This window comes from Cellulomonas chitinilytica (assembly GCF_016862675.1).
Lineage (GTDB): Bacteria > Actinomycetota > Actinomycetes > Actinomycetales > Cellulomonadaceae > Cellulomonas > Cellulomonas chitinilytica.
This window is the reverse complement of the sequence record NZ_BONK01000021.1, coordinates 1-24,518: the sequence shown is the minus strand read 5'-3', so window position 1 is coordinate 24,518 and position 24,518 is coordinate 1. Positions and strand designations below refer to the sequence as shown.

Annotated in this window: 25 protein-coding genes; 15 read left to right on the top strand and 10 right to left on the bottom strand. The window is 74.9% G+C overall.

The annotated features are described in order from the left end of the window. Positions 1-75: 75 nt before the first annotated feature. Positions 76-1,149 carry an Ig domain-containing protein gene (locus Cch01nite_RS21590; RefSeq protein WP_203758579.1) on the bottom strand — a complete coding sequence of 358 codons (1,074 nt, stop codon included), beginning with the start codon at positions 1,147-1,149 and terminating at the stop codon, positions 76-78. 187 nt (positions 1,150-1,336) lie between these two features. Between Cch01nite_RS21590 and Cch01nite_RS21585 the strand changes: the two genes are divergently transcribed. The 4 genes from Cch01nite_RS21585 to Cch01nite_RS21570 all read left to right on the top strand — a co-directional run bounded on the left by Cch01nite_RS21585 (position 1,337) and on the right by Cch01nite_RS21570 (position 4,611). After that, on the top strand, positions 1,337-1,849 hold the full coding sequence (locus Cch01nite_RS21585; protein WP_203758578.1) for a hypothetical protein: 513 nt from the start codon (positions 1,337-1,339) through the stop codon (positions 1,847-1,849). 58 nt (positions 1,850-1,907) lie between these two features. Next, complete coding sequence (locus Cch01nite_RS21580; protein ID WP_239071207.1) at positions 1,908-2,966, top strand: DMT family transporter; 1,059 nt, start codon at positions 1,908-1,910, stop codon at positions 2,964-2,966. Positions 2,967-3,055: 89 nt separating this feature from the next. Then, on the top strand, positions 3,056-3,382 hold the full coding sequence (locus tag Cch01nite_RS21575; RefSeq protein ID WP_203758577.1) for a YciI family protein: 327 nt from the start codon (positions 3,056-3,058) through the stop codon (positions 3,380-3,382). Next, positions 3,379-4,611 (top strand): RNA polymerase sigma factor, encoded by a 1,233-nt coding sequence (locus Cch01nite_RS21570; RefSeq protein WP_203758576.1) that lies wholly within the window; start codon positions 3,379-3,381, stop codon positions 4,609-4,611. The genes Cch01nite_RS21575 and Cch01nite_RS21570 overlap by 4 nt, the downstream gene beginning before the upstream one ends. Before the next feature lie 18 nt (positions 4,612-4,629). On the opposite strand, the gene Cch01nite_RS21565 is transcribed toward Cch01nite_RS21570, so the two are convergent. After that, positions 4,630-5,112 carry a YbaK/EbsC family protein gene (locus tag Cch01nite_RS21565; RefSeq protein WP_203758575.1) on the bottom strand — a complete coding sequence of 161 codons (483 nt, stop codon included), beginning with the start codon at positions 5,110-5,112 and terminating at the stop codon, positions 4,630-4,632. Between the two features lie 307 nt (positions 5,113-5,419). Here Cch01nite_RS21565 and Cch01nite_RS21560 point away from each other — a divergent pair, with 307 nt between their 5' ends. Next, positions 5,420-6,529 (top strand): NlpC/P60 family protein, encoded by a 1,110-nt coding sequence (locus Cch01nite_RS21560; protein ID WP_203758574.1) that lies wholly within the window; start codon positions 5,420-5,422, stop codon positions 6,527-6,529. A gap of 79 nt (positions 6,530-6,608) precedes the next feature. On the opposite strand, the gene Cch01nite_RS21555 is transcribed toward Cch01nite_RS21560, so the two are convergent. Then, positions 6,609-7,481, bottom strand: coding sequence for an RNA polymerase subunit sigma-70 (locus tag Cch01nite_RS21555; protein ID WP_239071206.1), 873 nt, complete (start codon positions 7,479-7,481; stop codon positions 6,609-6,611). Further along, the gene (locus Cch01nite_RS21550) at positions 7,478-8,320 is read right to left on the bottom strand and encodes an alpha/beta hydrolase (protein ID WP_203758572.1); all 843 of its coding nucleotides are present in this window, start codon (positions 8,318-8,320) and stop codon (positions 7,478-7,480) included. Before Cch01nite_RS21550 ends, Cch01nite_RS21555 begins: the two co-directional genes overlap by 4 nt. A gap of 72 nt (positions 8,321-8,392) precedes the next feature. Between Cch01nite_RS21550 and Cch01nite_RS21545 the strand changes: the two genes are divergently transcribed. Together Cch01nite_RS21545 and Cch01nite_RS21540 are read left to right on the top strand one after the other, a co-directional pair. Further along, positions 8,393-9,148: an MBL fold metallo-hydrolase gene (locus Cch01nite_RS21545; RefSeq protein WP_203758571.1), complete on the top strand. Its 756-nt coding sequence runs from the start codon at positions 8,393-8,395 to the stop codon at positions 9,146-9,148. Between the two features lie 37 nt (positions 9,149-9,185). Continuing rightward, positions 9,186-9,932, top strand: a complete 747-nt coding sequence (locus Cch01nite_RS21540; RefSeq protein ID WP_203758570.1) for a glycerophosphodiester phosphodiesterase family protein — start codon at positions 9,186-9,188, stop codon at positions 9,930-9,932. Position 9,933: 1 nt separating this feature from the next. Here Cch01nite_RS21540 and Cch01nite_RS21535 read toward each other — a convergent pair whose 3' ends face one another. Both Cch01nite_RS21535 and helR read right to left on the bottom strand, forming a co-directional pair. Beyond that, positions 9,934-11,115 carry a WS/DGAT domain-containing protein gene (locus Cch01nite_RS21535; protein ID WP_203758569.1) on the bottom strand — a complete coding sequence of 394 codons (1,182 nt, stop codon included), beginning with the start codon at positions 11,113-11,115 and terminating at the stop codon, positions 9,934-9,936. Positions 11,116-11,166: 51 nt separating this feature from the next. Continuing rightward, a complete protein-coding gene (helR, locus tag Cch01nite_RS21530; RefSeq protein ID WP_203758568.1) occupies positions 11,167-13,305 on the bottom strand; it encodes an RNA polymerase recycling motor ATPase HelR in 2,139 nt (712 codons plus the stop codon). A gap of 128 nt (positions 13,306-13,433) precedes the next feature. Between helR and Cch01nite_RS21525 the strand changes: the two genes are divergently transcribed. After that, on the top strand, positions 13,434-13,763 hold the full coding sequence (locus Cch01nite_RS21525) for a TfoX/Sxy family protein (RefSeq protein WP_203758567.1): 330 nt from the start codon (positions 13,434-13,436) through the stop codon (positions 13,761-13,763). A 3-nt stretch (positions 13,764-13,766) separates the two neighbouring features. On the opposite strand, the gene Cch01nite_RS21520 is transcribed toward Cch01nite_RS21525, so the two are convergent. Further along, the gene (locus Cch01nite_RS21520) at positions 13,767-14,705 is read right to left on the bottom strand and encodes a FliA/WhiG family RNA polymerase sigma factor (protein ID WP_203758566.1); all 939 of its coding nucleotides are present in this window, start codon (positions 14,703-14,705) and stop codon (positions 13,767-13,769) included. A 243-nt stretch (positions 14,706-14,948) separates the two neighbouring features. Next, positions 14,949-15,635: a helix-turn-helix transcriptional regulator gene (locus Cch01nite_RS21515; RefSeq protein WP_203758565.1), complete on the bottom strand. Its 687-nt coding sequence runs from the start codon at positions 15,633-15,635 to the stop codon at positions 14,949-14,951. Positions 15,636-15,711: 76 nt separating this feature from the next. On the opposite strand from Cch01nite_RS21515, the gene folE reads away from it, so the two are divergent. From folE to Cch01nite_RS21500, 3 genes are all read left to right on the top strand, one after another. Then, positions 15,712-16,284 (top strand): GTP cyclohydrolase I FolE, encoded by a 573-nt coding sequence (gene folE / locus Cch01nite_RS21510; RefSeq protein WP_203758564.1) that lies wholly within the window; start codon positions 15,712-15,714, stop codon positions 16,282-16,284. A 28-nt stretch (positions 16,285-16,312) separates the two neighbouring features. Beyond that, positions 16,313-17,518 (top strand): NAD(P)/FAD-dependent oxidoreductase, encoded by a 1,206-nt coding sequence (locus Cch01nite_RS21505; RefSeq protein WP_203758563.1) that lies wholly within the window; start codon positions 16,313-16,315, stop codon positions 17,516-17,518. Positions 17,519-17,622: 104 nt separating this feature from the next. After that, positions 17,623-18,432 (top strand): CAP domain-containing protein, encoded by an 810-nt coding sequence (locus tag Cch01nite_RS21500; RefSeq protein ID WP_203758562.1) that lies wholly within the window; start codon positions 17,623-17,625, stop codon positions 18,430-18,432. Positions 18,433-18,442: 10 nt separating this feature from the next. On the opposite strand, the gene Cch01nite_RS21495 is transcribed toward Cch01nite_RS21500, so the two are convergent. Then, positions 18,443-18,877, bottom strand: coding sequence for a hypothetical protein (locus Cch01nite_RS21495; RefSeq protein WP_203758561.1), 435 nt, complete (start codon positions 18,875-18,877; stop codon positions 18,443-18,445). 323 nt (positions 18,878-19,200) lie between these two features. Between Cch01nite_RS21495 and nirB the strand changes: the two genes are divergently transcribed. Together nirB and nirD are read left to right on the top strand one after the other, a co-directional pair. Further along, the gene (gene nirB / locus Cch01nite_RS21490) at positions 19,201-21,786 is read left to right on the top strand and encodes a nitrite reductase large subunit NirB (protein ID WP_203758560.1); all 2,586 of its coding nucleotides are present in this window, start codon (positions 19,201-19,203) and stop codon (positions 21,784-21,786) included. Then, entirely contained in the window at positions 21,783-22,148 is a 366-nt protein-coding gene (gene nirD / locus Cch01nite_RS21485; RefSeq protein WP_203758559.1) for a nitrite reductase small subunit NirD, read from the top strand. Before nirB ends, nirD begins: the two co-directional genes overlap by 4 nt. A 24-nt stretch (positions 22,149-22,172) precedes the next feature. Here the strand turns inward: nirD and Cch01nite_RS21480 are convergent, their stop codons facing one another. Further along, positions 22,173-23,159 carry an NAD(P)-dependent alcohol dehydrogenase gene (locus Cch01nite_RS21480; RefSeq protein ID WP_203758558.1) on the bottom strand — a complete coding sequence of 329 codons (987 nt, stop codon included), beginning with the start codon at positions 23,157-23,159 and terminating at the stop codon, positions 22,173-22,175. Between the two features lie 122 nt (positions 23,160-23,281). On the opposite strand from Cch01nite_RS21480, the gene Cch01nite_RS21475 reads away from it, so the two are divergent. Continuing rightward, the gene (locus Cch01nite_RS21475) at positions 23,282-23,779 is read left to right on the top strand and encodes a DUF2975 domain-containing protein (protein WP_203758557.1); all 498 of its coding nucleotides are present in this window, start codon (positions 23,282-23,284) and stop codon (positions 23,777-23,779) included. Continuing rightward, entirely contained in the window at positions 23,779-24,057 is a 279-nt protein-coding gene (locus Cch01nite_RS21470) for a helix-turn-helix domain-containing protein (RefSeq protein WP_203758556.1), read from the top strand. Before Cch01nite_RS21475 ends, Cch01nite_RS21470 begins: the two co-directional genes overlap by 1 nt. Positions 24,058-24,518: the final 461 nt, after the last annotated feature.

Below are 24,518 nucleotides of genomic sequence, written 5' to 3'. Positions count from 1 at the left end.
GCAGGCTAGGTGGGGCGCTCGACCGGTGTCCTCACCCGAAACGATTGGCGCCGCGGCCCGTCACGTCACGTCACGTCACGTCAGGGTGACGCGGGTGCGGACGGTCAGCCCGTCCGCGTCGGTGACCTCCACGACGACGGCGGCGAACCCCTGCTGCCCCGTCCACGACTCGTCCTCCAGGAAGACCCCGGTGGTCGGGTCGAAGGTCACGCCCTGCGGGAGCTCGGCGGTGCCGCCGGTCGCCGTGTCGTCGAACAGCGGGTCGGTCGAGAGGCGGAACGTGTACGGCGCACGGCCGCCGGAGACGACGGGCACCGCGGAGCCGTCCCACGAGACGTGGACGCCGACCGGGTAGTCGATCGAGAAGCCCGTCGCCGCGGACGCGAGCGGGCAGACGCCGTCACGGCTGCGGCCCGCCCGTCGGCCGCCCGTGTCGTGCCCGTGGTAGACGCCGCGGACCGGGTCCCGGGACACGACGCAGACCTCGTGGTCCGTCGCGACCACGACGAGCGGGATGTGCCCGTACGTCAGCGCCGTCGTGCCGTCCGTCGTCGACAGCTCGTCGCCGCTGTCGTACGTCCCGGAGAGGGCGACGTCGCCCGCGGCCTGCCGTGCGAGCACCACCTGGACCGCGAGCGCCGAGTCCTGGCGGGCGCGGTCGGCCTCGACGGTCGTCGCGACGAACCAGTACACGAGCACCAGCAGGGCGAGCGCGCCGACGACGCAGGCGCCGACGACCCGCCGGTGCCGCATCCGGGCGACGGGACCGACGAACGAGGTCAGGATCGCGACGAGCACGCAGGGCAGCCCGACGACGGCGCCCCACAGGGGCAGCAGCAGCGCGACGGCCCCGACCGCCATGAGCACGGTCGGCAGCAGGGCCCGCCCGACCTTCCAGTACGCGACCGCGACGCCCCCGTTGACCCCGAAGCCGGCGACGAACGCCACGTACGCGATCGCCGGTGCGGGGTCGGAGCCCATCCAGCCGCTGAACGCGACCCACAACCCGGCGAAGGCGGTCCCCACGGCGGCGCCCGCGGCGACGACACCGAGCACCAGCACCACCCACCACGGGCGGTCGCCGAACAGCCGGTCGCGGGTGGACCGTCGCACCGGCCCGACGGAGAGGGGCGGCGCGGCGACGGTCATGGCAGCCGATGGTGCGGGATCGGGCACCGCGAGCGCCAGCGGGTCATGCGGACGGCGCAACCGTGTCACAGGGCTCGGTGGCCGGGGGCGTGCGGCGGCGCGGGGCCACGCGCGGGCGCACGGCCGTCAGCCGGTCAGCGGGTCAGCCGATCGGGCGAACCAGGGCGAATCCGACATCGGGAGTCGGGTGCCCGGGGCACACTCGTTCCCGGCGCGGACCGCGTCGTCACCGACCCAGGAGGACCACCACGTGTTCGGCAAGCGCACGCCCCACGACGACCCGCCGCTCCTGGCGCACGCGGACGACTGGTCGGGCGACCGGCTGACGGCCTTCCAGGAGCGCCTCGCCGTCGCGGTGACGGAAGGTCCGGACGCGGACGGGATCACCGCGATGCTCGACGAGGTCCCGGACACGCCGCGCAACGTCGCGTCGCTGCTCGAGCACCTCGTCGACGAGCACGCGCGGCGCGTGGTCGACGAGGGCCGCGCCCGCGAGGTCGTCCAGGCCCCGGTTCCGGACGGGGCGGTCGCGCGGGTCGGGCACATCCTGGTGGTGCGGTGGCTGGAGCGCCGGCACGACCTGGGCCGCCGGGTGATCCGTCGGGTGGCGCACTCCCCCGCGCCCGCCGTGACGCCGCCCGGGCGGACCGGCCGGCTGCTCGTCCGCCACCTGGCCGTGGAGCTCGCCTCGCCGGCGTGACGCACGCCGGCGGGACGGGCCGTCGCCGCGCGGAGGGCGCGGCCGCGAGAATGGTGCGGTGACCGACTCGTCGCGCGGCCTGCGGAACGTGGGGGTGCGCGCCGCGGTGCTGGCCGCCGTCCTCTTCGGCGCGAGCGCCCCGCTCGCCAAGCTGCTGCTCGGCGAGACGAGCCCGTGGCTGCTCGCCGGCCTGCTGTACGTGGGCGCGGGCCTGGGCATGTGGGGGTGGCGGCGGGTGCGACGCGCTCCCGCGGTCAGGCTCGCGCGCGACGAGGTGCCGTGGCTCGCCGGCGCGATCGCCGCCGGTGGCGTCGCGGGACCGGTCCTGCTGATGTTCGGGCTGTCGTCGATGCCCGCGTCGGGGGCGTCGCTGCTGCTCAACGCGGAGGGTGTGCTCACGGCCCTGGTCGCGTGGGTCGTGTTCCGGGAGGCGACGGACCGGCGGGTCGCGCTCGGGATGCTCGCGATCGTCGCGGGGGCCGTCGTCGTCGCCGTCCCCACGGGGCACGCGGACGTCACCGGCGTGTGGCCGGTGGTCGCCGTGGTCGGGGCGTGCGCGTGCTGGGCGCTCGACAACAACCTCACCCGCAAGGTGTCGCTCACCGACGCGACGTGGCTCGCCGCCGTCAAGGGCACGGTCGCGGGCCCCACCAACCTCGCCGTCGCGCTGCTGCTCGGCGCACGGCTCCCCGGCGTGACGACGACCGCCGCGGCGCTGGCCCTCGGGTTCGTCGCGTACGGGCTGAGCCTGGTGCTGTTCGTCGTCGGGCTGCGGCATCTCGGCACCGCGCGGGCCGGCGCGTACTTCTCCGTGGCACCGTTCTTCGGCGCCGTCCTCGCCGTCGTCCTCGGCGACCCGGTCACGTGGCAGCTGCTGCTCGCGGGCGGGCTCATGGCCGTCGGCACGTGGCTGCACCTCAGCGAGGACCACGCGCACGCGCACACGCACGACGCCGTGACGCACGACCACTGGCACACCCACGACGACGGCCACCACGACCACGACCACGACGAGCCCGTCGCACCGGGCACCCGTCACCGGCACGTGCACGCGCACACCGCGGTGGCCCACTCCCACGCGCACTACCCGGACGCCCACCACCGGCACACCCACTGACGGGCGGTGTCGGATCCGGGCAGAGTCGTTCGTAGCACCGGTGACGGACCGCTCACCCGGGGCGCCCGCCGAGCAGAGGAGATGGCCACATGCAGTACCTGGTGTCCGTGATCGACGACCGGACCGCGTCCGGGACGGACGAGGAGATGGCCGCGATCGACGTGTTCAACGACAGGCTCCGCGCCGGGGGGCACTGGGTGTTCGCCGGCGGGCTCGCGTCGCCCGGCACCGCCACCGTGGTCGACAGCCGGGGCGACGGGGCACCGGTCGTCACCGACGGCCCGTTCGTCGAGACGAAGGAGCACGTCGCGGGCCTGTGGGTCTGGGAGGCCGCCGACCTCGACGAGGCGCTGGCCCTGGCCGTCGACGGGTCGAAGGCCTGCCACCGGAAGCTCGAGGTGCGGCCGTTCCTGTGAGCCCGGCCGACGTCACCGAGGCGATCGTCCGGGCGCACCACGACGAGTGGGCGCGGGTGGTCGCCTCGTTGACCCGGCGGTTCGGCGACCTCGACGTCGCCGAGGACGCGGCGGCCGAGGCGTTCGCGACGGCCGTCGAGCGCTGGCCCGCGGACGGCGTCCCGCCCAACCCGGGCGGCTGGCTGACGACGACGGCGAACCGGCGGGCCATCGACCGGCTGCGGCGCGAGAGCAAGCGGGGCGAGAAGCAGAGGGCGGCGCTGATGTGGCAGGACGACGACCCGGCCCCGGCTCCCGGGCCAGTCGACGACGAGCGGCTCCGGCTGATCTTCACGTGCTGCCACCCGGCGCTCGCCCCGGAGACCCGGGTGGCGCTGACCCTGCGCATGGTGGGCGGCCTGACCGTCCCCGAGATCGCGCGGGCGTTCCTGGTGCAGGAGACCGCGATGGGGCAGCGGATCACCCGCGCGAAGGCCAAGATCCGGGCCGCCCGCATCCCGTACCGGGTGCCGGCGGCCGGCGACCTCCCGGCGCGGGTGTCGGGGGTGCTCGCCGTCCTGTTCCTGGTGTTCAACGAGGGCTACCTCGCGACCGGGCCCGGCACCGACCCGGTCCGCGCGGACCTCACCGCCGAGGCGATCCGGCTCGCCCGGCTGGTCCGCACCCTCCTGCCGGAGGACGGCGAGGCCGCCGGGCTGCTCGCGCTCATGCTCCTCACCGAGGCCCGCCGTCCCGCCCGCGTCGCGGCGAGCGGCGAGCTGGTCCCCCTCGACCGGCAGGACCGGTCGGCCTGGGACGGGGCGCTGGTCGCGGAGGGGCACCGGCTCGTGCGCGAACGGCTGGCCTCCGGCGTGGCCCCGGGCCGCTACCAGGTGCTCGCCGCGATCAACGCCGTGCACACCTCCGCCCCCGACGCACGCGACACCGACTGGTCGCAGGTCGTCGCCCTGTACGACCAGCTCGTCCGCCTCGACCCGTCACCGGTCGTCGCGCTCAACCGCGCCGTGGCGGTCGCCGAGCTCGACGGGCCCGAGGTGGCGCTCGCGACCGTCGACCGCCTCGGCGACGCGCTGGCCCGCTACCACGCCTTCCACGCGACCCGGGCCGAGCTGCTGCGCCGGCTGGGCCGCGACCCCGAGGCGCGCGCGGCGTACGACGAGGCCCTCGCCCTGGCGGGCAACACCGCCGAGACGGCGTACCTCACGCGGCGCCGGGACGAGCTGGGGTAGGGCGGCCGATCCCCGGCCCTACGACTGCGGGCGGTCCTCGCGTGCCCGGGTGACGTCCACCCAGCCCGCACCGGTCAGGTCGGCCAGCTCGGACGGTGTCAGGCGGACCGCGCTGTTCCGGCTCCCGCCCGCGGGGTACACGACGTCGAACGCGCGCAGCGACTCGTCGAGGTGCACCTCGAGGGCGTCGAGGTGGCCGAACGGGCTGACGCCGCCGACGGGCTGCCCGGTGAGCGCCTCGACCTCGGGTGCGGACAGCATCCGCGGCTTGGCGCCGAACTGCCCGCGGAACTTCGCGTTGTCGATCCGTGCGTCACCGCACGCGACGACCAGCAGGGTCCGGTCCCCCGCCCGCAGGGCGAGCGTCTTCGCGATCTGCGCGGGCTGCACGCCCAGCGCGGCCGCGGCCGTCTCGACGGTCGAGGTGTCGGCGTCCGTCTCGATGAGGCGAGGCGCGAGGTCGCGCTCGTCGAGGAAGGCGTGGACTCGCTGCGTGCTCATGGTCTCCCTGGTCGTCTCGTGAGCGCTGGGCCACCGTCCAGCACCCGTGCCGGCCGCGGGCGGCGGACACGTGGGTGAGCCGACGGTAGCGCGGGGTGGGCACGAAGATCTCGCGCTCACGGTGCCGGCCGCTCGACCTGCTCGTGACCGGACGACGACGCGACTCGGGTCGTCCGAACGCCCCGTTTTGTCCCAGGTCTGCCGCTATGGTGCCGTGCGGCGGCCGTCCCGGCCGCGCGAACAGGGGGTGACAGTGGTCAGGGTTCGATCTCTACGCGCGTCGCGACTGGCTGCGACGCTGTCGCTGATGGCGTCGGTGTTCGTGGCGGGGCTGGTGACGGCACCGCCTTCGGTGGCGCTGGCCGAGCCGAACGCTCTCCACGCAGGTGAGCGGCTGAGCTCCGGCGAGCAGCTCGTCTCGCCGAACGGCACGCTCCGGCTGATCATGCAGAGCGACGGCAACCTCGTGCTCTACACGCCGACCTGGAACGTGCGCTGGCAGAGCCGCACGGACGGCAACCCCGGCGCGTTCGCCCAGATGCAGGCCGACGGCAACTTCGTCGTCTACTCGGCAGCCGCCGTGCCCCTGTGGCACTCCGGCACCTACGGGTCGGGCACCGTCGCGGTGTATCTGCAGGACGACGGCAACCTGGTCACCTACACCGCCCAGGGGGTGGCGACCTGGCAGTCCGGGTCCCGGTACTTCCCGGCCCGGATCGACTCCGTCGCCGGGCTCTCGATCGGCCAGGGACTGCAGTCACCGAACGGCGCCTACGTCGCGCTGATGCAGAGCGACGGCAACTTCGTCGTCTACCAGGGCAGCACCGCGACCTGGAACTCGCAGACGGCGGGCTCGGGGGCGAACCGCCTCGTGCTCCAGAGCGACGGCAACCTCGTGCTCTACACGGCCGCGAACGCCGCGGTCTGGAACACGCGCACAGACGGCCGTGGAGCGTCGTTCCTCCAGATGCAGGACGACGGCAACCTCGTCCTCTACACCGCCGCAGCCCAGCCGACCTGGTTCACAGCGCAATACACCGCCCAGAAGTCCCCGGCAGAGCGCGCAGTCGAGTACGCCAAGCTGCAGGTCGGCAAGCCCTACGTCTGGGGCGCCGAAGGGGAGGCGACGTTCGACTGCTCCGGTCTGACGAAGGCGGCGTGGATCCAGGGCGGCTACACGCTCACCCACCAGTCGCAGAAGCAGTACAACGAGGGCGCCAAGTACCCGCTCTCCCAGCGCCAGCCTGGCGATCTCATCTTCTACTACGAGTCCGTCCCGTCGAAGATCACCCACGTGGCGATCTACATCGGCGAGGACCGGATCGTCCACGCAGCGGGGCCGAACAGCGGCGTGAAGATCTCGTCCTACAACTACACGACGCACATCATCGGGCAGGTCGTCCGCCCGACCGGCTGACGTCCCCCGGACCGGGGCTCGACCCGCGGCGGCACGGGCGTGGGACGCACGTCGTCCCACGCCCGCGTCCGTCTCCCGGTCACGTCGACGCGAACCTCCCGACGAGCGCGGGGTCCTCGAACACGGTGATGCCCGCGATCCCGTCGCGGCGCACGTCGAGGACGGCGACCCCCAGGGGCTCGCCGTGCCGCCGCACCACCACGGCAGGGGCGCCGTTCGCGGTCGTGGGCTCCATCGACCACTCGCCGGGCGTCCCCACCGCGTCGGCCAGCACGACGGAGCACGCGGCCTTCCCGGCGAACCAGGCGCCGGCGGGCACGAGCTCGAGGGTCGCGTCGGCGCGCAGCACCGCGGTGAGCAGGCGGACGTCGGCGGTCTCGAACGCCCGCACGTACACGTCGAGCAGCCGGCGGGCGTCGGGCGACGTGGGCTCGACGACGTCGTGCGGGGTCGGCGCGGTCCGGGCGAGCCGGGCCCGGGCGCGCTGCAGGCTGCTCTTCACGGCCGGCACCGTGGTCCCGAGGATCTCGGCGACCTCGTCGGCGGGGAGCTGCAGCACGTCGCGCAGCAGGAGGACGGCTCGCTGCGACGGCGGGAGGGTCTGCATCCCGGCGACGAGCGCGAGGCGCAGGTCGTCGCGGTCGCCCGGGAACGGCTGCAGCCATCGCACGGGCGACAACGCGTGCGCGGCGGCGTGCTCGTCCGCCGCGAGGCCTGACGGCAGCGCCCGGCGCCCACGGTCACGGGCGGCGTCGAGGCACACGTTCGTCGCGATCCGGTACAGCCAGGTGCGCACGGACGAGCGCCCCTCGAAGCCGTCCCACGAGCGGTAGCCGCGCAGGTACGTCTCCTGGACGGCGTCCTCCGCCTCGTCCCACGAGCCGAGCATCCGGTAGGCGTGCGCGGTGAGCTCCGACCGCAGCCCGGCGGACTCCTCCTCGAACGTGGTCACGGGACCAGTGTCGACCGCAGCCATCGTCCCGCCCTCCCGATCGCGTCGTCGGCGACCCGGGTCCGGCCCGCCGCCATCTGGAACGAGTGCACCTGACCGGCGAACTCCTCGAGCCGCACGTCCACCCCGGCGTCGTGCATCCGGCGGGCGAGGGCCCTGCTGTCGTCGAGCAGCGCCTCGTCGGCCCCGACCTGCAGGTAGGTCGGCGGCAGCCCGCCCGGGTCGGCGTGCAGGGGCGCCGCGAGGGGGTCGTGCGGGTCCGTCCCGGCGAGGTACCCGGCGCCGAGCCCGCGCACGAGGGGCCGTGTGAAGAACGGGTCGCGGGCGCCGTCGTACGACGCACCCGTGGCCAGGAGGTCGGTCCACGCCGACATGAGCAGCAGCGAGGCGGGCGGCGGGAGGCCGTCGTCCCGGGCCTGCACCGCGAGCGCCAGCGCCAGGGTCGCGCCGCACGAGTCCCCCGCCACGGCGACCCGCCGCGCGCCGCCGTCGAGCAGCCACCGGTACGCGGCCGTCACGGTGCCGAGCTGGCTCGGGAACACGTGCCCGGGCACCAGGCCGTACTCGACGACGAACGTCGCGACGCCGGACGCACGGGCCAGGTGGCCGAACATCCGACGGTGCGTCCGCACCGAGCCGCTGACGAACCCGCCGCCGTGGACGGCCAGCACGGCCGCACCGGGCAGCTCGTCGCCGGGGTGCAGCCAGAGCCCTGCGGGGTCGTCGACGGGGGCGTCGTCGACGCCGTCCGGCTCGGTGGCGAGCGCACCCCAGTCGACGGGCTCGTCGCGCGCGACGGCCACCCAGTGGGCGCGGTTCGGGTCCTGCGTCGTCGTCATGAGGGGTAGACCGCGCGGAGGTGCCGGAGGAATCGGCGCGCGGCGGACGGGCGCACCTGACACAGTGATCCGGTGCTCGACGAGGTGGCCGACGGGGTCTGGGTCCGGCAGAGCGACTGGGTCTGGAGCAACGCCGTCGTGGTGCGCGCGGACGGCGGGCTGGTCCTGGTCGACCCCGGCATCGCCGGCTCGGACCTGGCCGAGCTCGCCGACGACGTGGACCGGCTCGGCGTCCCGGTGGTCGCCGGGTTCTGCACCCACCCGCACTGGGACCACCTGCTGTGGCACCCCCGGTTCGGCGACGTGCCGCGCTACGCCACCGCCGCGTGCGCCGAGGTGGCCGCCGAGGCCCGGGAGCGCGCGCAGGCGATGGCGGAGCAGAACGCCTCGGGCATCCCGCTGGACCTGGTCGCGCTCCTCACCCCGCTGCCCGCGGACGGCGGGCCCGTGCCGGGAGAGGTCGTCGCGCACGAGGCGCACGCCGCCGGCCACGCCGCGCTCCTGCTCGCGGACCGGGGCGTGCTGATCGCGGGCGACATGCTCTCCGACGTCCTCATCCCGCTCCTCGACGCGCGACGCCCCGGTCAGGTGGCCGCCTACGCGGCGGCGCTCGACCGGCTCGGCAAGGCCGCCCGGCACGTCGACGTCGTCGTCCCCGGCCACGGGGCCGTCGCGAGGGGCCCCGAGGTGGCGGCGCGCCTCGCCGCCGACCGTGCCTACGTGGAGGCGCTGCGGCGCGGGGAGGACCCGGTCGACGCGCGTCTCGACCAGGACTGGCTGTCCGGCCCGCACCGGTCGAACCTGGAGCAGGCCCGACGCACGTCCTGACCGGACGGTCCGTCGGCCCCCGACCGGAGGTCGCGGCATGACGCACCCGTACTTCGGCGCCCCGGGCGGCACCGCCGCGCTCGCGCACCGCGGGTTCTCCCCTGCCGGCCTGGAGAACTCGATGGCAGCGTTCCAGGCGGCCGTCGACCTCGGGTACCGGTACGTCGAGACGGACGCGCACGGCACGGCCGACGGTCGCGCGGTGCTGATGCACGACGCGTCGCTGGACCGCACCACGGACCGCGCCGGGCGCATCGCCGAGCTGCCGTGGGCCGAGGTCCGGCGGGCGCGGGTCGGCGGGGTCGAGCCGGTGCCCGTGCTGGAGGACGTGCTCGGCACGTGGCCGGACGTGCGCGTGAACGTCGACGTCAAGGAACGCTCGGGCGTCGAGCCGGTCGCCGCGGCCATCGAGCGGACCGCCGCGCACGACCGGGTGTGCGTCGCGTCGTTCTCCGCGGCCCGCCGGGACGCGACGGTCGCCCGGCTGTCCCGGCCGGTCGCGACGTCGGCGGCGACCGCGGAGGCGGTGACCTTCCTGCTCACGGGCCGCGTGGCGGCGCGCGGGTTCGACGCCTACCAGGTGCCGTGGCGGTTCCGCGGCCGGCGGGTCCTCACCGGACGGCACGTTCGCGCCGCCCACCGCGCCGGCCGCCCGGTCCACGTGTGGACGGTGAACGACCCGGACGACATGCGGGCGCTGCTCGACGTCGGGGTCGACGGGATCATCAGCGACCGGGCGGACGTGCTGCGCGACGTCCTCGTCGAGCGCGGCCTCTGGGCCTGAGTCAGACCCGGCCCAGCGCGGCGATCTCCCGCAGGCCGTCGCGGAGGTCGTCCGCGAGCGCGCGGGCCCGCCCGGCTGACTCGGGCGAGCACACCACCGCGGCGTCGAGACGGCCGCCGACGGAGACGGCCGCGACGGCGGTCGTCACGTTCCCGACGACGGGGACGAGCGGCACGGTCGCGACGACCGGGACGCCGAGCACCCGCAGCGGGTCGGGCGGCCCCGGGGCGTGCGTCACGACGGTCGAGATGAGCCGCTGCCGCCGGAGCATCATCGGGAGCAGCCCGAGCCGGCGCATCACGAGGACACCGGCCGGGGCGAGCGACCAGGCCCACGGCCGGACGTGCCGTTTGGCGGCCCGGGTGCGGGCCGCGAGCGCGGCGAGCTGTGCGGCGGCCGGTCCGCGCTCCGCCGGGACGGCCACGCGCAGGGCGCCGACCTGGTTCCCGAACGCCGAGCCCGGCACGGTCACGGGCACCGACAGGACGACGCGCCCGCCGGCGGCCCCGCCCGCCCGGCGGAAGGCGCGGCCCCACGCCCACAGCAGCGCGTCGTTCACGGTCGCCCCGCACGTGCGCGCACCGGCGCGCAGGTCCGTGAGGTCGACGCTCACGGGGACCGCCGTGAGCCCGGCAGTCACGGGCCGGACGAGGCGGCTCCGGCCGGGCCGGCCGGCGCGCACCCGCTCGCCGGGCCCGGGCGGCGGGCGGCGCCCCGGCGTGCGCCACGGTGCGGCGGGCGGGCCGTCGGTCAGGTGGTCGAGGAGCAGCCCGAGCACGCTCGGGCCGTTGCCGAGGACGTGCCCGTTGGTCCACACGAGCGCGGACCGCTCGTCGTCCGCGAGGTCCACGAGCGTCAGCCGCCACGCCGGGCGGCCCGCCGGCAGGGGCCGTCGGAGCTCGTCGACCGCGACGTCGACCGGGTCGCCGCCCGGCACGGACCGCACGCGGACGTGCGCGGTCAGGTCCACCGGCCCGGCACGCCAGACGGGTCCCGTGGCCGCCCGCCGGACCTGCTCACCCAGGCGTGGCTCGGCCGCGAGCGCCGACGCCATCCGGGCGCGGACCTCGTCGACGTCCGGCACGGGTCCGGCCACGACGAGCAGCACGGTGACGTTGCGCGGGGAGGGTCCGACGTCCGTCGCGAGCTCCGCGCGGTCGAACACGCTCAGCCGTCCGGGCACAACGCCAGCCTGTCTCCCCGCGCCCGCCGCGGTCAGGTCCGAACGTCCCGGTCAGCTCGTCAGCACGACGAGCTGCCGGGTCGCGCGCGTCATCGCGACGTACCGGTCGACGGCTCCCCGGGTGCCGTCGCCGAACCGCTCGGGGTCGACGAGGACGACGAGGTCGAACTCGAGGCCCTTCGCGGTCTGCGGCGTGAGGGAGCGGACCCGCGGCACCTCCTCGAACGTCGGGTCGCCGATGACGCACGCGATCCCGTCGGCGTCCTCGGCGAGCCACGTCGCGAGCACCGCGGCCAGGTCGGGCGTCGACCCGTGCACGACCGGGACCCCGCTGCTGCGGATCGACGTCGGCACGTTGGCGTCGGGCAGCACGGCTCGGATCACCGGCTCGGCCTGCGCCATCACCTCCGACGGCGTCCGGTAGTTGACGGTCAGGGACCGCACGTCGACGTCGCCGAGCCCGACCCGCCCGAGCCGTTCCTGCCACGACCCGTCGAACCCGCCGCGGGCCTGCGCCCGGTCCCCGACGACGGTCAGGCTCCGCGACGGGCACCGGCTGAGCAGCATCTGCCACTCGGCGTCGGTGAGCTCCTGGGCCTCGTCGACGACGACGTGCGCGAACGGGCCGGCCAGCGCGTCGGGGGCGGGACCGGCGTGCGCGTCCTCGTCGACGAGCGCGGCGCGCAGGTCCTCGCCGCGCAGCATCTTCATCACCTGCAGCTCGGAGTCGTCGGACTCGACGAGGTGCTCGACGACCCGGCTCATCTCCTCCCGCTCGGCAGCGAGCGCGGCCTCCCGACGACGTCGCCGCCGGGACGCCTCCGGGTCGCCGAGCCGTTGCCGGGCGGCGTCGAGCAGCGGCAGGTCCGCGACCGTCCAGGCGTGCGTGTCGTCGCGCTGCAGCGTCCGCACCTCGTCGGGGGTGAGCCGGGGGGCGCACATCCGCAGGTAGGCGGGCACCGACCACAGGTCGGCGACGAGGTCGGTCGCCTCGATGAGCGGCCACGCGCGGTTGAACGCCCCGGTCAGCTCCCGGTTCCGCAGGAGGGCGCGGCGGAGCTGGTCCTCGGGGACGTCCTCGTCGTCGACCTTCGCGACGAGGATCTCGACAAGCTCGTCCCAGACCTGGTCGCGGGCGTCGTTGTGCGGGGTGCCCAGGTCGGGCGAGTCGAACGCGTCGGCCCAGTCCTGGGTGCTGAGCCACAGGTCGGACCAGGGCGTCTCGACGAGCAGGCCTTCCTTGGGCGGCCGCTCGGAGAACCGCACGGCCGGCTCGATCGCCCTCACCAGGTCGGCGGACGACTTGAGGCGCGCCACCTCCGGGTCGGTCTCCGGCCGCGCCGTCGCGCCCTCGGGCACCAGGTCGCGCAGCGTGCAGATCTGCACGCCCTCCTCCCCGAGGCGCGGCAGCACGTCGGCGACGTACGCGAGGTACGGCTCGTGCGGGCCGACGAACAGCACGCCGCCCCGGTGGTGGCCGAGGTGCGGCTCGGAGTACAGCAGGTACGCCGAGCGGTGCAGCGCGACGACCGTCTTCCCGGTGCCCGGACCGCCGTCGACCACGACCGTGCCGCGCGAGCCGCGGCGGATGATCGCGTCCTGGTCGGCCTGGATCGTGCCGAGCACGTCGCGCATCTGCGCCGACCGGCTCGTGCCCAGGCTCGCGACGAAGGCGGACTCGTCGTCGAGCGCGGCGTGACCCACGAGCCCGTCGGGTGTGAACACCTCGTCCCAGTAGTCGCTGACCCGCCCGGCGGTCCACCGGTACCGGCGCCGGCTCACCAGGCCCATCGGGTTCGCGTGCGTGGCGCCGAAGAACGGCTCGGCGACGGGCGACCGCCAGTCCACGAGCAGCCGCCGCCCCGCGCTGTCGGTCAGACCCAGCCGCCCGACGTACACGGGCTCGGCACCGTCGGCACCCACCATGCGGCCGAGGCACAGGTCCAGCCCGAACCGCCGCAGGGTGCGCAGGCGCGACGACAGGCGGTGCACCTCCTGGTCGCGTTCCAGCGCCTGCGTGCCGCCCCGAGCGGGCGCACGACGCGCAGCGCCCAGCCGCTCGGACAGGTCGGCGACCGTCTGCTCCAGGCTCTGGCCGATCGCCGCGAAATGGCGCTCGTCGTCGCCGATCAGGGCCGGGTCGGCCTTGGCGGCGAGACGGTCAGGGAGGTCGAACGCGTCGGTGGGCATGGGCCTCGTTCCGTGGGGTGCGGGGATGAGGCAGGAATTCTGCGCCCCGACGGGGGCCTGGCGGCAAGCCCCCCTGTGCGCTATACGTTGAGAACGGAGGCCCGTCCCGCTCGGTGCAGAGGTGCGCGATGACGAAGGCGACCGACGCCCAGAAGGAGCGGTTCCGCGCGCTGGTCCCCGACGGGCCGGGCGTGCAGGTCAAGCCGCTGTTCGGTCACCTCGGGGCGTACGTGAACGGGAACATGTTCGCGGGCCTGTACGGCGACTCGGTCGGGGTCAAGCTCGACGACGAGGCGCGTGACGAGCTGTCCGCGCTCGACGGCACCGTCCCGTTCAGCCCCGGCGGCAGGCCGATGGGCAGCTACCTCGCGCTCCCGCCGGCCATGCCGCCCGACGAGGCAGCCGGGTGGCTGGTCCGCGCCCGGGACCACGTCGCGACGTTCCCGCCGAAGGGCTGACGCTCAGGCGCGTTCCGCCTCCCGCAGGCGGGTGCGCAGCCGCAGCATCGCGCCGGTGTGCATCTGGGAGACCCGCGACTCGGTGACGCCGAGCACCCGGCCGATCTCGGCCAGGGTCATGCCCTCGTAGTAGTAGAGGACGACGACGATCCGTTCCCGGTCGCCGAGCTGCTCGATGGCGCGGGCGAGCAGGTGCTTGGTCTCGGCGGCGTCGAGGGCGCCGGCCGGGTCGACGCACGCGTGGTCGCGCAGGGTGTCCTTGAACGGGACGCCGCGGTCGCCGGCCATGTCGTCGAGCGCGGACACGTTCACGGTCGCGAGCTTGGCGTACACCGCGCGCAGCTCGCGGACCGGGATCTGCAGGTGCGCGGCCGTCTCCTCGTCGGTGGGGGCGCGGTGCAGCGTCGCCTCGAGCTCGGCGTGCGCCTGGTCGATCGCCCGGGCCTTCGTCCGGACGGAGCGCGGCACCCAGTCGCTCGCCCGCAGCTCGTCGATGATCGCGCCGCGGATCCGCGCGGCGGCGTACGACTCGAACTTCACCTCACGGCCGGCGTCGAACTTCTCGATCGCGTCGATCAGCCCGAACATCCCGTAGGACACGAGATCGGCCTGCTCGACGGTGCGCGGGAGCCGCATGCCGACGCGGGCGGCGACCCGGGCCACGACCGGCGCGTAGTGCAGGATCAGCCGGTCCCGACAGGCCTTCGACCGCGACGCGGCGTACTCGGCCCAGAGCGCGCTCGTCTCCGGGTCCGGCTCGACGACCCGCTCGTCGGGTGCGTCGCCGACGAGCGTGAGGTGCGGCGTCGCGACGGGCTCCTCGACGGGAGACGCCGGCCCTCCGGTGTGCTCACCGTCGGCGAAAGGGTGGGGTACCACCCCCTCGGGCGCCGTGCCCGCGGGCAGGCCGCGCAACCAGTGCACCGCACTGGGGTAGGTCATCGTCGACTCCGATCGGGAAGCGATCTCGTGGGATGGGCGTCCGGGTGCGGGCACGACGGGGCGTGCCCGCCGGCCGCCGGGCTGGAGGGCCGGCAGCCCGGGTGCGTGCGGGGCTTGCGGGGTCCGCCACGCGCTCGAAGACACGAGCGCGTGGGGACTTATGTCAGAAAAGTACGGGGACATGTCCGCCCGATCGCGGGTCCTACGTCCCGGCCCCCGGGACGGGTGCGCCGTCGACGGCCGCTAGGGCCTGGCCGCGAGGACCACGCAGCACCGGTCGGCGCGGGGCTCGAGGCGGGCGTCGACCCGGTCCGGAGCGACCTCGCCGGCCACCGCGGCGACGAGGCAGAGGTTCGCGTGGCAGATGAGCTCGGTCTGCGTCTGCGCCAGTGCGTGGAACGGGCAGTTGTGCAGGTGGACCTCGTCGCCGTCACGTCGCGGCTCGTAGCCGTGGCCGGCGAGGACGTGCGCCGTCGCGTCGAGGGGGTCGGCCCCGTCCGGGTCGGCCGCACGCGCCGCGGCCTGCCCGTACGCCGCGAACGAGCGGTCCACCGCCTCGAGCACGGGCGCGCCGGTGCGCACCGACTCGGCGACCGCGTCGCTGAGCAGCCGGCCGGCGAGCTCGTACTCGCGGTGGGGCAGCGAGACGGCGACCTCGCGGGGCGCTCGCCGGTACAGGGTGGCGGGCCGGCCGGCGCCGGGGCCGGTGCGGCCGGTCAGCCGCGCATGGCTCGTCGCGAGCAGGCCGTCCGTCGCGAGCCGTTCGAGATGGAACCGGGCACGGTGGCGCGGGACGCCGACGGCCTCCGCGGCCTGGTCGCGGCTCACCGGCTCGGGCTGCGCGACGACGAACCGGTACAGCGCGAGACGCACGGGGTCGGCGAGCGCGCCGATGGCCTCGGCGTCCGCGGCGAACGTCCCTGAGCTCACGTGCTCCACCTTCTTGACACTACCGGCGCGGCTTTCTAACGTAAATAAGTATGTTCGATAGAGACGAGGCCCGCCGGTGACGATCACCACGACCCGCGACGAGACCGCGCTCGACGCCGCCGAGGACGCCGCCCGGTCCTTCCTCGAGGCGCTCGGGATCCGCTGCGACAGCCCCGGCACGGAACGCAGCCCCCGCCGGATGGCCGAGGCGTACGCCGCGATGCTCACACCGCGCCCGTTCGAGATGACCACGTTCCCCAACGACGAGGGGTACGACGAGCTCGTCGTCGTCCGCTCCATCCCCGTGCAGTCCCTGTGCGAGCACCACCTGCTCCCGTTCGTCGGCGTCGCCCACGTCGGCTACCTGCCCGGCGGCCGGATCCTCGGCCTGTCGAAGTTCGCGCGCGTCGTCGAGATGTTCGCGCGGCGCCCCCAGGTCCAGGAACGGCTCACCCGCCAGGTCGCCGACTGGATCGACATGGAGCTCGAGCCCCGCGGCGTCGGTGTCGTCGTCGAGGCCGAGCACCTGTGCATGAGCATGCGCGGCGTCCGCGCCGGCGGCACGGTCACCACGACGTCCGCCCTGTCCGGCCTCGTGCGGGACTCCCCCGCCACCCGGGCGGAGTTCCTCGCCGCCGTCCGTCCGTAGGTCGTCGCACCGGCAGCCGGAGGTCGTCATGTCAGGGACAGTCGTCGTCGGGGCCGGGCTCGCCGCCGCGCACGTCGTCGCCACGCTGCGCGAGGAGGGGGACGACCGGCCGATCACCCTCGTCGGCGAGGAGCCGGACCGCCCCTACGAGCGGCCGCCCCTGTCCAAGGGGTACCTCCAGGGGACCACCGGGCGCGACGAGGTGTTCGTGCACGAGCCCGGCTGGTACGACGAGCACGACGTCACCACGCGGTTCGGCACCACCGCACTCCAGGTCGACCGCGCCGCACGGACCGTCGCCCTCTCGGACGGCAGCACGCTCGGGTACGACGACCTCGTCCTGGCCACCGGGTCGCGGCCACGCACGCTCGACGTCCCCGGCGCCGGCCTCGACGGCATCCGCACGCTGCGCCGCCTCGCCGACAGCGACGTCCTGCGCGACGTGCTCGCGACCCCCCAGCGGCTCGTCGTCGTGGGCGGCGGCTGGATCGGGCTGGAGGTCGCCGCCGCCGCACGGCAGGCCGGTCTCGACGTGACCGTGCTGGAGTACGCCGCGCAGCCGCTGCTGCGGGTCCTCGGACCCGAGATGGCCGGGATGTTCGCCGGGCTGCACCGCGAGCGCGGCGTCGACCTGCGGACCGGTGTCGGCGTCGACGGGTTCGAGGGCTCCGGCGGCCGCGTCACCGGCGTCCGGGTCGGCGACGAGCTCGTGCCCGCCGACGTCGTGCTCGTCGGCGTGGGGGCCGCCCCGAACGTCGCGCTCGCGGCCGCCGCGGGCCTGGCGGCGAACGGGGGCGGGATCGCCGTCGACGAGCACCTGCGCACCGCCGACCCGCACGTGCTGGCGGCCGGCGACGTGGCGTACGCCCGCAACACCGCGCTCGGGCACAGCCTGCGCGTCGAGCACTGGGACAACGCGATCCGGCAGGGCGCCCTCGCGGCCCGCTCGATCCTCGGCCGTCCCGACGTGCACGACTGGCAGCCGTACTTCTACACCGACCAGTACGACCTGGGGATGGAGTACGTCGGGTACGCCGACTCGGACGACGCGGTCGTGGTGCGGGGCGACGTCGCCGCCCGGGAGCTCGTCGCGTTCTGGCTGCGCGACGGACGGGTGCGGGCGGCGATGAACGTCAACGTGTGGGACGTCAACGACCAGCTCCGGGCCCTCGTCGGCCGGGAGGTCGACCCCGCCAGGCTGGCCGACGGGGACGTGCCGCTCGACGAGCTCTAGGCCACCCGACGGGCGCCGGCGACCGGTCGTGCCGGACGCGACCGGTTCGTCCCACTCCTGGACAGGTGTTCCACTCGAGATAACGATCCGATAACGTCGCCGGCATGCCTTCGCCGACCGACACCCGCCGCCGCGACCTGCGGCAGCGGGACAGGCGGCGGAGGCGGTCGAAGGTCCGGCCCCGGCGCGTCGTCGTCGGGACCGTGCTCGTCACGGGGCTGCTCGGCGCGGCGGCGGCGCTGAACCCGTTCGCGAGCGCGGAGCAGCCGAGCGTCCGGTTCGAGGCCACGAACGTCGGCGCCCTCGTCGAACGGGCGTCGGACGCGGTCAGCCGTGGGTTCGTCCGGGACGACACCGCCGACCGGGGCGAGCCGACGTCGAGCGCGTCGCCGACGGTGACCGCCACCACGACCGCCGAGGCGTCCCCCGCCCCCGCCCCGTCCTCGGCCGATCCTGCGGACGGCGGCACGGCGGGCACCGGCGCCGCGGCCCCGTCGACCCCGGCGCCCGCCCCCGCCCCCGCCGCGCCCGCACCTGCGCCCGAGGTCCCCGCGACGGTCGCCCTGGCCCAGGAGATCGTCGTCCTCACCAACGCCGAGCGCCGCAAGGCCGGGCTCGGCGAGCTCACGGTCAACGACTGCGCGACGTCGATGGCGGTCGTGCGGACCGACCGGCTCGTCGCCGAAGGACGGTTCGAGCACGACCCGCTCGGTGAGATCGTCGACGCGTGCGGCGTCGGCACGCTCGGCGAGAACCTCGCCCTCGGCTACCCGACCGCCGCCGCCGTCGTGGCCGGGTGGATGGGGTCCGAGGGCCACCGCGCGAACATCCTGCGCCCCGGGTACACGCAGATCGGCGTCGGCTGCACGTCGGGGCCGAAGGGCATGCTCTGCGGGCAGGTCTTCCTCGGCTGACGCCGGCCCCTCAGAAGCTGCCTGACACGACGTTGGTGTTCGCACTGAACCCGAGCAGCGTGGTGACGTGGGCGTACACCTCGTCGGATCCGATCAGGTCCTCGTTGACCGCGCTCCGCGGCACGTCCGTCGAGATGTGGAACGACCCGTTCTGCGTCGTGCCGGACCCGGTGACGCCGAGGACGTCGTCGTAGATCGGGTCGTCCCCGAAGAGCTCGAACGTCACGAGCGTGGAGACGGACAGCGGCCCCGCGATGTGACCGGTGACCGTCACGGTGTATCGCCCGGACACCGACGAGGGTCCGACGAACAGGAACACCTGCGACGTGTCCGGCGACGGGCCGATCCCCGACGTCAGCGGCGCAACGGCGGACGCCGGGACGGCGACCCCGACGACCCCCAGGACGGCGACCCCTGCTGCGAGCAGACCCCTGCGCATGACCATGGCGAACCTCCGTGCCGTGCGTGCCGGTTGCCTCCTGCAACCCGCTGAACCCACGACGAGGACGGCGCACGTCGCCTGATACGTCGCAGGCCGGTCCCCGCGGAACCCTGCCCGGAGGACGGCGACCGTTGCCCTCCGGTGCCGTCACCCCTGCCCGACGGACCGCCCCTCCCGCGCACCCGGCCCACCCGGGCGGGTGCCGCCTCGCGATCTCTCACGGGGGTCCGATCGCGTGTGAGTTTGCGTGGGTCCAACGGCCCGGCCGGGCGGGCGCACGTGCACAGATGCTGGGCGCAGCACCACGTCCCCACGGAAGGTCCCCGATGCGCACCGCTCCCCCTGTGACCCTCGGCCGGGTCGTCGTCGTCGGCGCCGGCATGGTGGCCCACCGCCTCGTCGCCGGGCTGCTGGACCGGGCGCCGGACGACGGGTGGCACGTCACCGTCCTCGGCGACGAGCCCTGGGTCCCGTACGACCGCGTGCACCTGTCGGAGCTGGTCACCGCGGCCCGCACCCCCGACGACCTGGCGCTCGACCCGCACGTCTGGGACGACCCGCGCACGACGCTGCTCGTCGGCGACGCCGTCGCCCGGCTCGACCGCGACGCGCAGACGGTCACGACGCGCGGCGGCCGGGTCGTGGAGTACGACCAGCTCGTGCTCGCCACGGGCTCGTGGGCGTGGACGCCGCGGACGGAGGGCACGGACCTGCCGGGCGTCTTCCGGTACCGCACGCTCGACGACCTCGAGGCGATGCGCGCGTGGGTGGCCGACCGGTCGGCCGTGCTCGGCCGGCCGCTGCGCGGTGCCGTCGTCGGCGGTGGGGTGCTCGGCCTGGAGGCCGCCGCCGCGCTGCAGTCGCTGGGCGCGAGCGCGACGGTCGTCGAGTTCGCCGACCACCTGATGAACGTCCAGCTCGACGCCGGCGGCGGCGAGGCCCTGCGGGTCCTGGTCGACGACCTCGGCATGGACGTCCGCACGTCGATCGCGTGCACGGGCCTCGCAGCCGCGCCCGACGGTTCGGTGGCGACGATGCGGCTGTCCGACGACGACGAGATCCCCGCCGACGTCGTCGTCTTCTCGACCGGTGTGCGGCCCCGGGACCGGCTCGCCCGCGAGTCGGGGCTCGCGATCGGCGAGCGCGGCGGGGTCGTCGTCGGCGCCACGTGCCGCACGTCGGACCCGGCCGTGTGGGCGATCGGCGAGTGCGCGTCGTTCGACGGCGAGTGCACCGGGCTCGTCGCACCGGGCAACGCGATGGCCGACGTGGTCGTCGACCGCCTGCTCGGCGGCCCCCGGCTCTACACGCCCGCACCGGAGGGCACGAAGCTCAAGGGCGTCGGCGTCGACGCGGCGAGCTTCGGCGACGTGTTCGGCCTGACGCCCGGCGCCCTGGAGGTCACGTTCACCGATCCGGTCGCCCGGACGTACCGCAAGCTCGTCGTCTCGGACGACGCCCGCACGCTGCTCGGCGGCGTGTTCGTCGGCGACGCGGCCCTCTACCCGCAGCTGCGCCCGATGCTCGGCCGCCCGCTCGGCGCCGACCCGTCCGCGTTCCTCGCCCCCGAGGGCGGCGCGCCGGAGCTCGGCGGCGACCTGCCCGACGACGTCGTCGTCTGCTCGTGCACCAACGTCACCGCCGGGACCGTCCGCGAGGCCGTCACCGAGCACGGGTGCACCACGGTCGGCGAGGTCAAGGCGTGCACGAAGGCCGGGACGGTCTGCGGCTCGTGCGTCCCCGTCGTCACGAAGCTCGTCAACGCCCAGCTCGAGGCCAGCGGCATCGAGGTGTCCCGGGCCATGTGCGAGCACTTCGCGATGCCCCGCGCCGAGCTGTACGCGCTGGTCAGCGCCGGTGAGCTGCGGACGTTCAGCGAGATCGTCGCGGCCCACGGCACCGGCCGCGGCTGCGCGGTGTGCAAGCCGGTGGTCGCCGGGATCCTGTCGTCGCTGCGCGCCGGCCACGTCCTGTCGCGCGACCACGCGCCGCTGCAGGACACCAACGACCACGTGATGGCGAACCTGCAGAAGGACGGCACCTACTCGGTGATCCCGCGGGTGCCGGGCGGCGAGATCACGCCCGAGAAGCTCATGGCGATCGGTGCGGTGGCCTCCGAGTTCGGGCTCTACACCCGGATCACCGGGGCCCAGCGGATCGGCATGTTCGGGGCCCGCATCGACCAGCTCCCGGCGATCTGGCAGAGGCTGATCGACGCGGGGTTCGAGTCCGGGCAGGCGTACGGGAAGTCGCTGCGGGCCGTGAAGTCGTGCGTCGGGTCGGCCTGGTGCCGGTTCGGGGTCCGTGACTCCGTCGGCATGGGCATCCTGCTCGAGAACCGGTACCGGGGGCTGCGGACGCCGCACAAGTTCAAGGTCGGCGTGTCCGGCTGCGCACGCGAGTGCGCCGAGGCGCGCGGCAAGGACGTCGGCGTCATCGCGACGGCCAACGGCTGGAACGTGTACGTCGGCGGCAACGGCGGCGCGAACCCCCGGCACGCGGACCTGCTCGCGGAGGACCTGTCCGACGACGAGCTCGTGGCCGTCGTCGACCGGTTCCTCGCGTTCTACGTCCGGCACGGCGACCGCCTGCAGCGGACCGCCCCGTTCGTCGCGGACTACCCCGGCGGGATCGACGAGCTCCGCGCGATCCTCGTCGACGACGCCCAGGGCATCGCCGCCGACCTCGAGGCCGAGATCGCCGCGCACGTCGGCGACTACCGCGACGAGTGGGCCGAGGCGCTCGACGACCCCGACAAGCTCGACCGGTTCGCCGCGTTCGTGAACGCCCCCGGCACGGCCGACCCGGACCTGGCGTACACGCCGCTGCGCGGCCAGGTCCGGCCCGCCCGGCCCGGGGAACCCGCCCACCACGACCCGCGCGTCGCCCGGACCCTGGAGGTGACCCGGTGAGCCCCGACGTCAGCACCGGCGTGAGCACCGACGTGTGCGCGCTCGACGCGCTCGTCCCCGAACGTGGTGCCGCCGCGCTCGTCGACGGCGCGCAGGTCGCCCTGTTCCGGCTCGCCGACGACACGGTCCTCGCCGTGCAGAACCGCGACCCGTTCTGCGGTGCGAACGTCCTGGCACGCGGGATCGTCGGCTCGGTCGGCGACACCCCGACTGTCACGTCGCCCATGCACAAGCAGGTGTGGGACCTGCGCACGGGCGCGTGCCTCGACACCGGCGGCAAGGTGCCGGTGGCCGGGTCCGTCGACCTGGCGACGTGGGCCGTCGAGGTCCGCGACGGCCGGGTGGTCGTCACGCACGTCTGACCGCGCGACCCTCGGCCCGCCGGGTCAGTGCGGCGGTGCCCCCGCGGCGTCGACCTCGACGACGACCTTCCCGAGGGCGTGGCCCTCGCCGAGCCGACGCAGCGCCTCGGGCGCCTCGGCGAGCGGGTAGACGCGGTCGACGACCGTGCGGACGTCACCCGCGAGCACCAGCTCGACGAGCGGGGTCACCTGCCGCACGCCGAGCCCGACGGCGAGGACGCGGATCCGCCGGCGCCCCCGGAGACCGACGAGCGGTCCGAGCAGCAGGACCCCGAGCAGGGACCGCAGGGACCCGCCGACGAACAGGTACCGCCCCCCGGGCGCGATCGCGCGGGCGCTGTGCCGCACGGAGCGGTGCCCGGCGAGGTCCAGGACGAGGTCGTAGGTGCGACCGGCGGCCGTGTAGTCGTGCGTCCGGTAGTCGACGACGTGGTCGGCGCCGAGCGAGCGCAGCAGGTCGAGCTTCTCCGCGTTGTCGACGGCGGTGACCTCCGCGCCGTCGAGCTTGGCGAGCTGCACCGCGTACGTGCCCGCGCCGCCGCCGGCGCCGTTGACGAGCACCCGGTCGCCGGGGCGTACCCGGCCCTTGGTGCGGATGCCGTGCAGCGCGATCGCGGCGGCCTGCGGGACCGCGGCGGCCTCGACGTACGTCATGCCGGACGGCATCGGCGCGAGGGCCCGCTCCGGGACGACGACGAGCTCGGCGAGGCCGCCGTTGCGGCCGAGGACGTCGGCGAAGACGTCGTCGCCCGGGCCGACCGCGGTGACCCGCGCGCCGACGGACTCCACGGTGCCGGCGACGTCCGAGCCGAGGACGTGCCGCCGTGGCCGCCGGAGCCCGCCGATCCGCGCGTAGGCAGGGGTGCCGCGCAGGCCCTCCCAGTCGGACGCGTTGAGCGAGCAGGCCCGGACACGGACCAGCACCTCGGCGTCGCGGGGGGCGGGCCGGTCCACCTCGACGAGCCGCAGGACTTCGGGACCGCCGTACTCGGTGTGCACGACCGCCTTCATGGCGGCGACTGTATCGGCGGTCGACGGGCGGGGCACGGGCCAGGATGTTGCCAGCGGCGGATCTTCAACGATAGTTTTCTATCGTTAATCGATAGCCTTCGACCGAGAGGTGGGTGCGTCCCGTGGGCCGTCTGACCGTTCTCGCACTCCGGGTGCTGCTCGTCATGCTGTTCGCCGGGATGCTCGTGATCCAGGGGGTGATCCTGCCGCTGCTCGGCATCGACATCTCCGAGGAGTCGCCCGAGACGGCGACGCTCGGGTGGGTCGTCGTCGGGATCGGCATCGCCGGCGTCCTCACCGTCGAGGTGGCGCTCGTGTGCGTCTGGAAGCTGCTGACGATGGTGAAGCGCGACACCGTCTTCTCCGCGGCGGCGTTCCGGTACGTCGACGTCATCATCGGCTCCGCCGTCGCGGCGACGCTGCTCGCGGTCGCCCTGACGTTCGCGCTCGCCCCCGGGGAGGCCGTCCCGCCGGGGTTCGTCCTCGTCGTCGTGATCGCCGGCGTCGGCACGGCGGGCATCGCGGTGCTCGTCCTGGTGCTGCGCCAGCTCCTCGTCAAGGCCGTCGCGCTGGACTCGACGGCCAGCACGCTCCGTGCCGAGCTCGACGAGGTGATCTGATGCCGATCGTCGTCGACATCGACGTGATGCTCGCCCGCCGCAAGATGTCGGTCGGCGACCTGGCCGACCGCATCGGCATCACGCCCGCCAACCTCGCCGTCCTCAAGAACGGTCGCGCCAAGGCCGTCCGGTTCACCACCCTCGAGGCCCTGTGCGACGCCTTGGACTGCCAGCCCGGCGACCTGCTGCGGCACGAGCCCGACGGGACGGCGTCGGGTGCCGTGCCGACATCCTCGGCCCCCGAGCGGTCCGCCTCCCCGCTGGAGCCCGGCGCGTAGGGACGACCACAGCGGCCGGCCTCCGGTGACCTGCCCGGGAGCCGGCCGCCGACGCGTCCTCGCCGGCGGGCACCGGTCGAATCCTTTCGGAAAGTATCGGCGACGACCTTCAGGCCGCGACACGAGAGCGCGACCGGCCACCTAAACGGTTCATCACCGCATCCGGCTATTCACGAACCCCTCGGCAGGGTTGCAGACTCGGTCGATAACGATTTCGACGGCCCGATCCCGGTCGTGCCGCCGGTCGCCGAGCAGCCGGTGCGCCCGTCACGGACGCGGTACGACCGGCGCGCATCGCTCATCTCCCGGTAAGCACCTGGCACAAAGGAGTGCACGATGACCGATAGTTTCGCCCTCACCCCACCAGCGCGATGGCGCCGTAGGTCCGTACGCGCCCTCGTCGGCCTCGCGGCATCGGCCGCGATGGTCGTCGGCGCCCTGGTCGCAGCCGACCCCGCTTC

Coding starts and splice junctions, on each gene's coding strand:
- Cch01nite_RS21520 (WP_203758566.1), bottom strand. CDS start 14,705: ATGACCTACCCCAGTGCGGTGCACTGGTTGCGCGGCCTGCCCGCGGGC.
- Cch01nite_RS21505 (WP_203758563.1), top strand. CDS start 16,313: ATGTCAGGGACAGTCGTCGTCGGGGCCGGGCTCGCCGCCGCGCACGTC.
- Cch01nite_RS21540 (WP_203758570.1), top strand. CDS start 9,186: ATGACGCACCCGTACTTCGGCGCCCCGGGCGGCACCGCCGCGCTCGCG.
- Cch01nite_RS21560 (WP_203758574.1), top strand. CDS start 5,420: ATGGCGTCGGTGTTCGTGGCGGGGCTGGTGACGGCACCGCCTTCGGTG.
- nirB (WP_203758560.1), top strand. CDS start 19,201: ATGCGCACCGCTCCCCCTGTGACCCTCGGCCGGGTCGTCGTCGTCGGC.
- Cch01nite_RS21500 (WP_203758562.1), top strand. CDS start 17,623: ATGCCTTCGCCGACCGACACCCGCCGCCGCGACCTGCGGCAGCGGGAC.
- Cch01nite_RS21470 (WP_203758556.1), top strand. CDS start 23,779: ATGCCGATCGTCGTCGACATCGACGTGATGCTCGCCCGCCGCAAGATG.
- Cch01nite_RS21495 (WP_203758561.1), bottom strand. CDS start 18,877: ATGGTCATGCGCAGGGGTCTGCTCGCAGCAGGGGTCGCCGTCCTGGGG.
- Cch01nite_RS21550 (WP_203758572.1), bottom strand. CDS start 8,320: ATGACGACGACGCAGGACCCGAACCGCGCCCACTGGGTGGCCGTCGCG.
- Cch01nite_RS21525 (WP_203758567.1), top strand. CDS start 13,434: ATGACGAAGGCGACCGACGCCCAGAAGGAGCGGTTCCGCGCGCTGGTC.
- helR (WP_203758568.1), bottom strand. CDS start 13,305: ATGCCCACCGACGCGTTCGACCTCCCTGACCGTCTCGCCGCCAAGGCC.
- Cch01nite_RS21565 (WP_203758575.1), bottom strand. CDS start 5,112: ATGAGCACGCAGCGAGTCCACGCCTTCCTCGACGAGCGCGACCTCGCG.
- Cch01nite_RS21480 (WP_203758558.1), bottom strand. CDS start 23,159: ATGAAGGCGGTCGTGCACACCGAGTACGGCGGTCCCGAAGTCCTGCGG.
- Cch01nite_RS21575 (WP_203758577.1), top strand. CDS start 3,056: ATGCAGTACCTGGTGTCCGTGATCGACGACCGGACCGCGTCCGGGACG.
- Cch01nite_RS21590 (WP_203758579.1), bottom strand. CDS start 1,149: ATGACCGTCGCCGCGCCGCCCCTCTCCGTCGGGCCGGTGCGACGGTCC.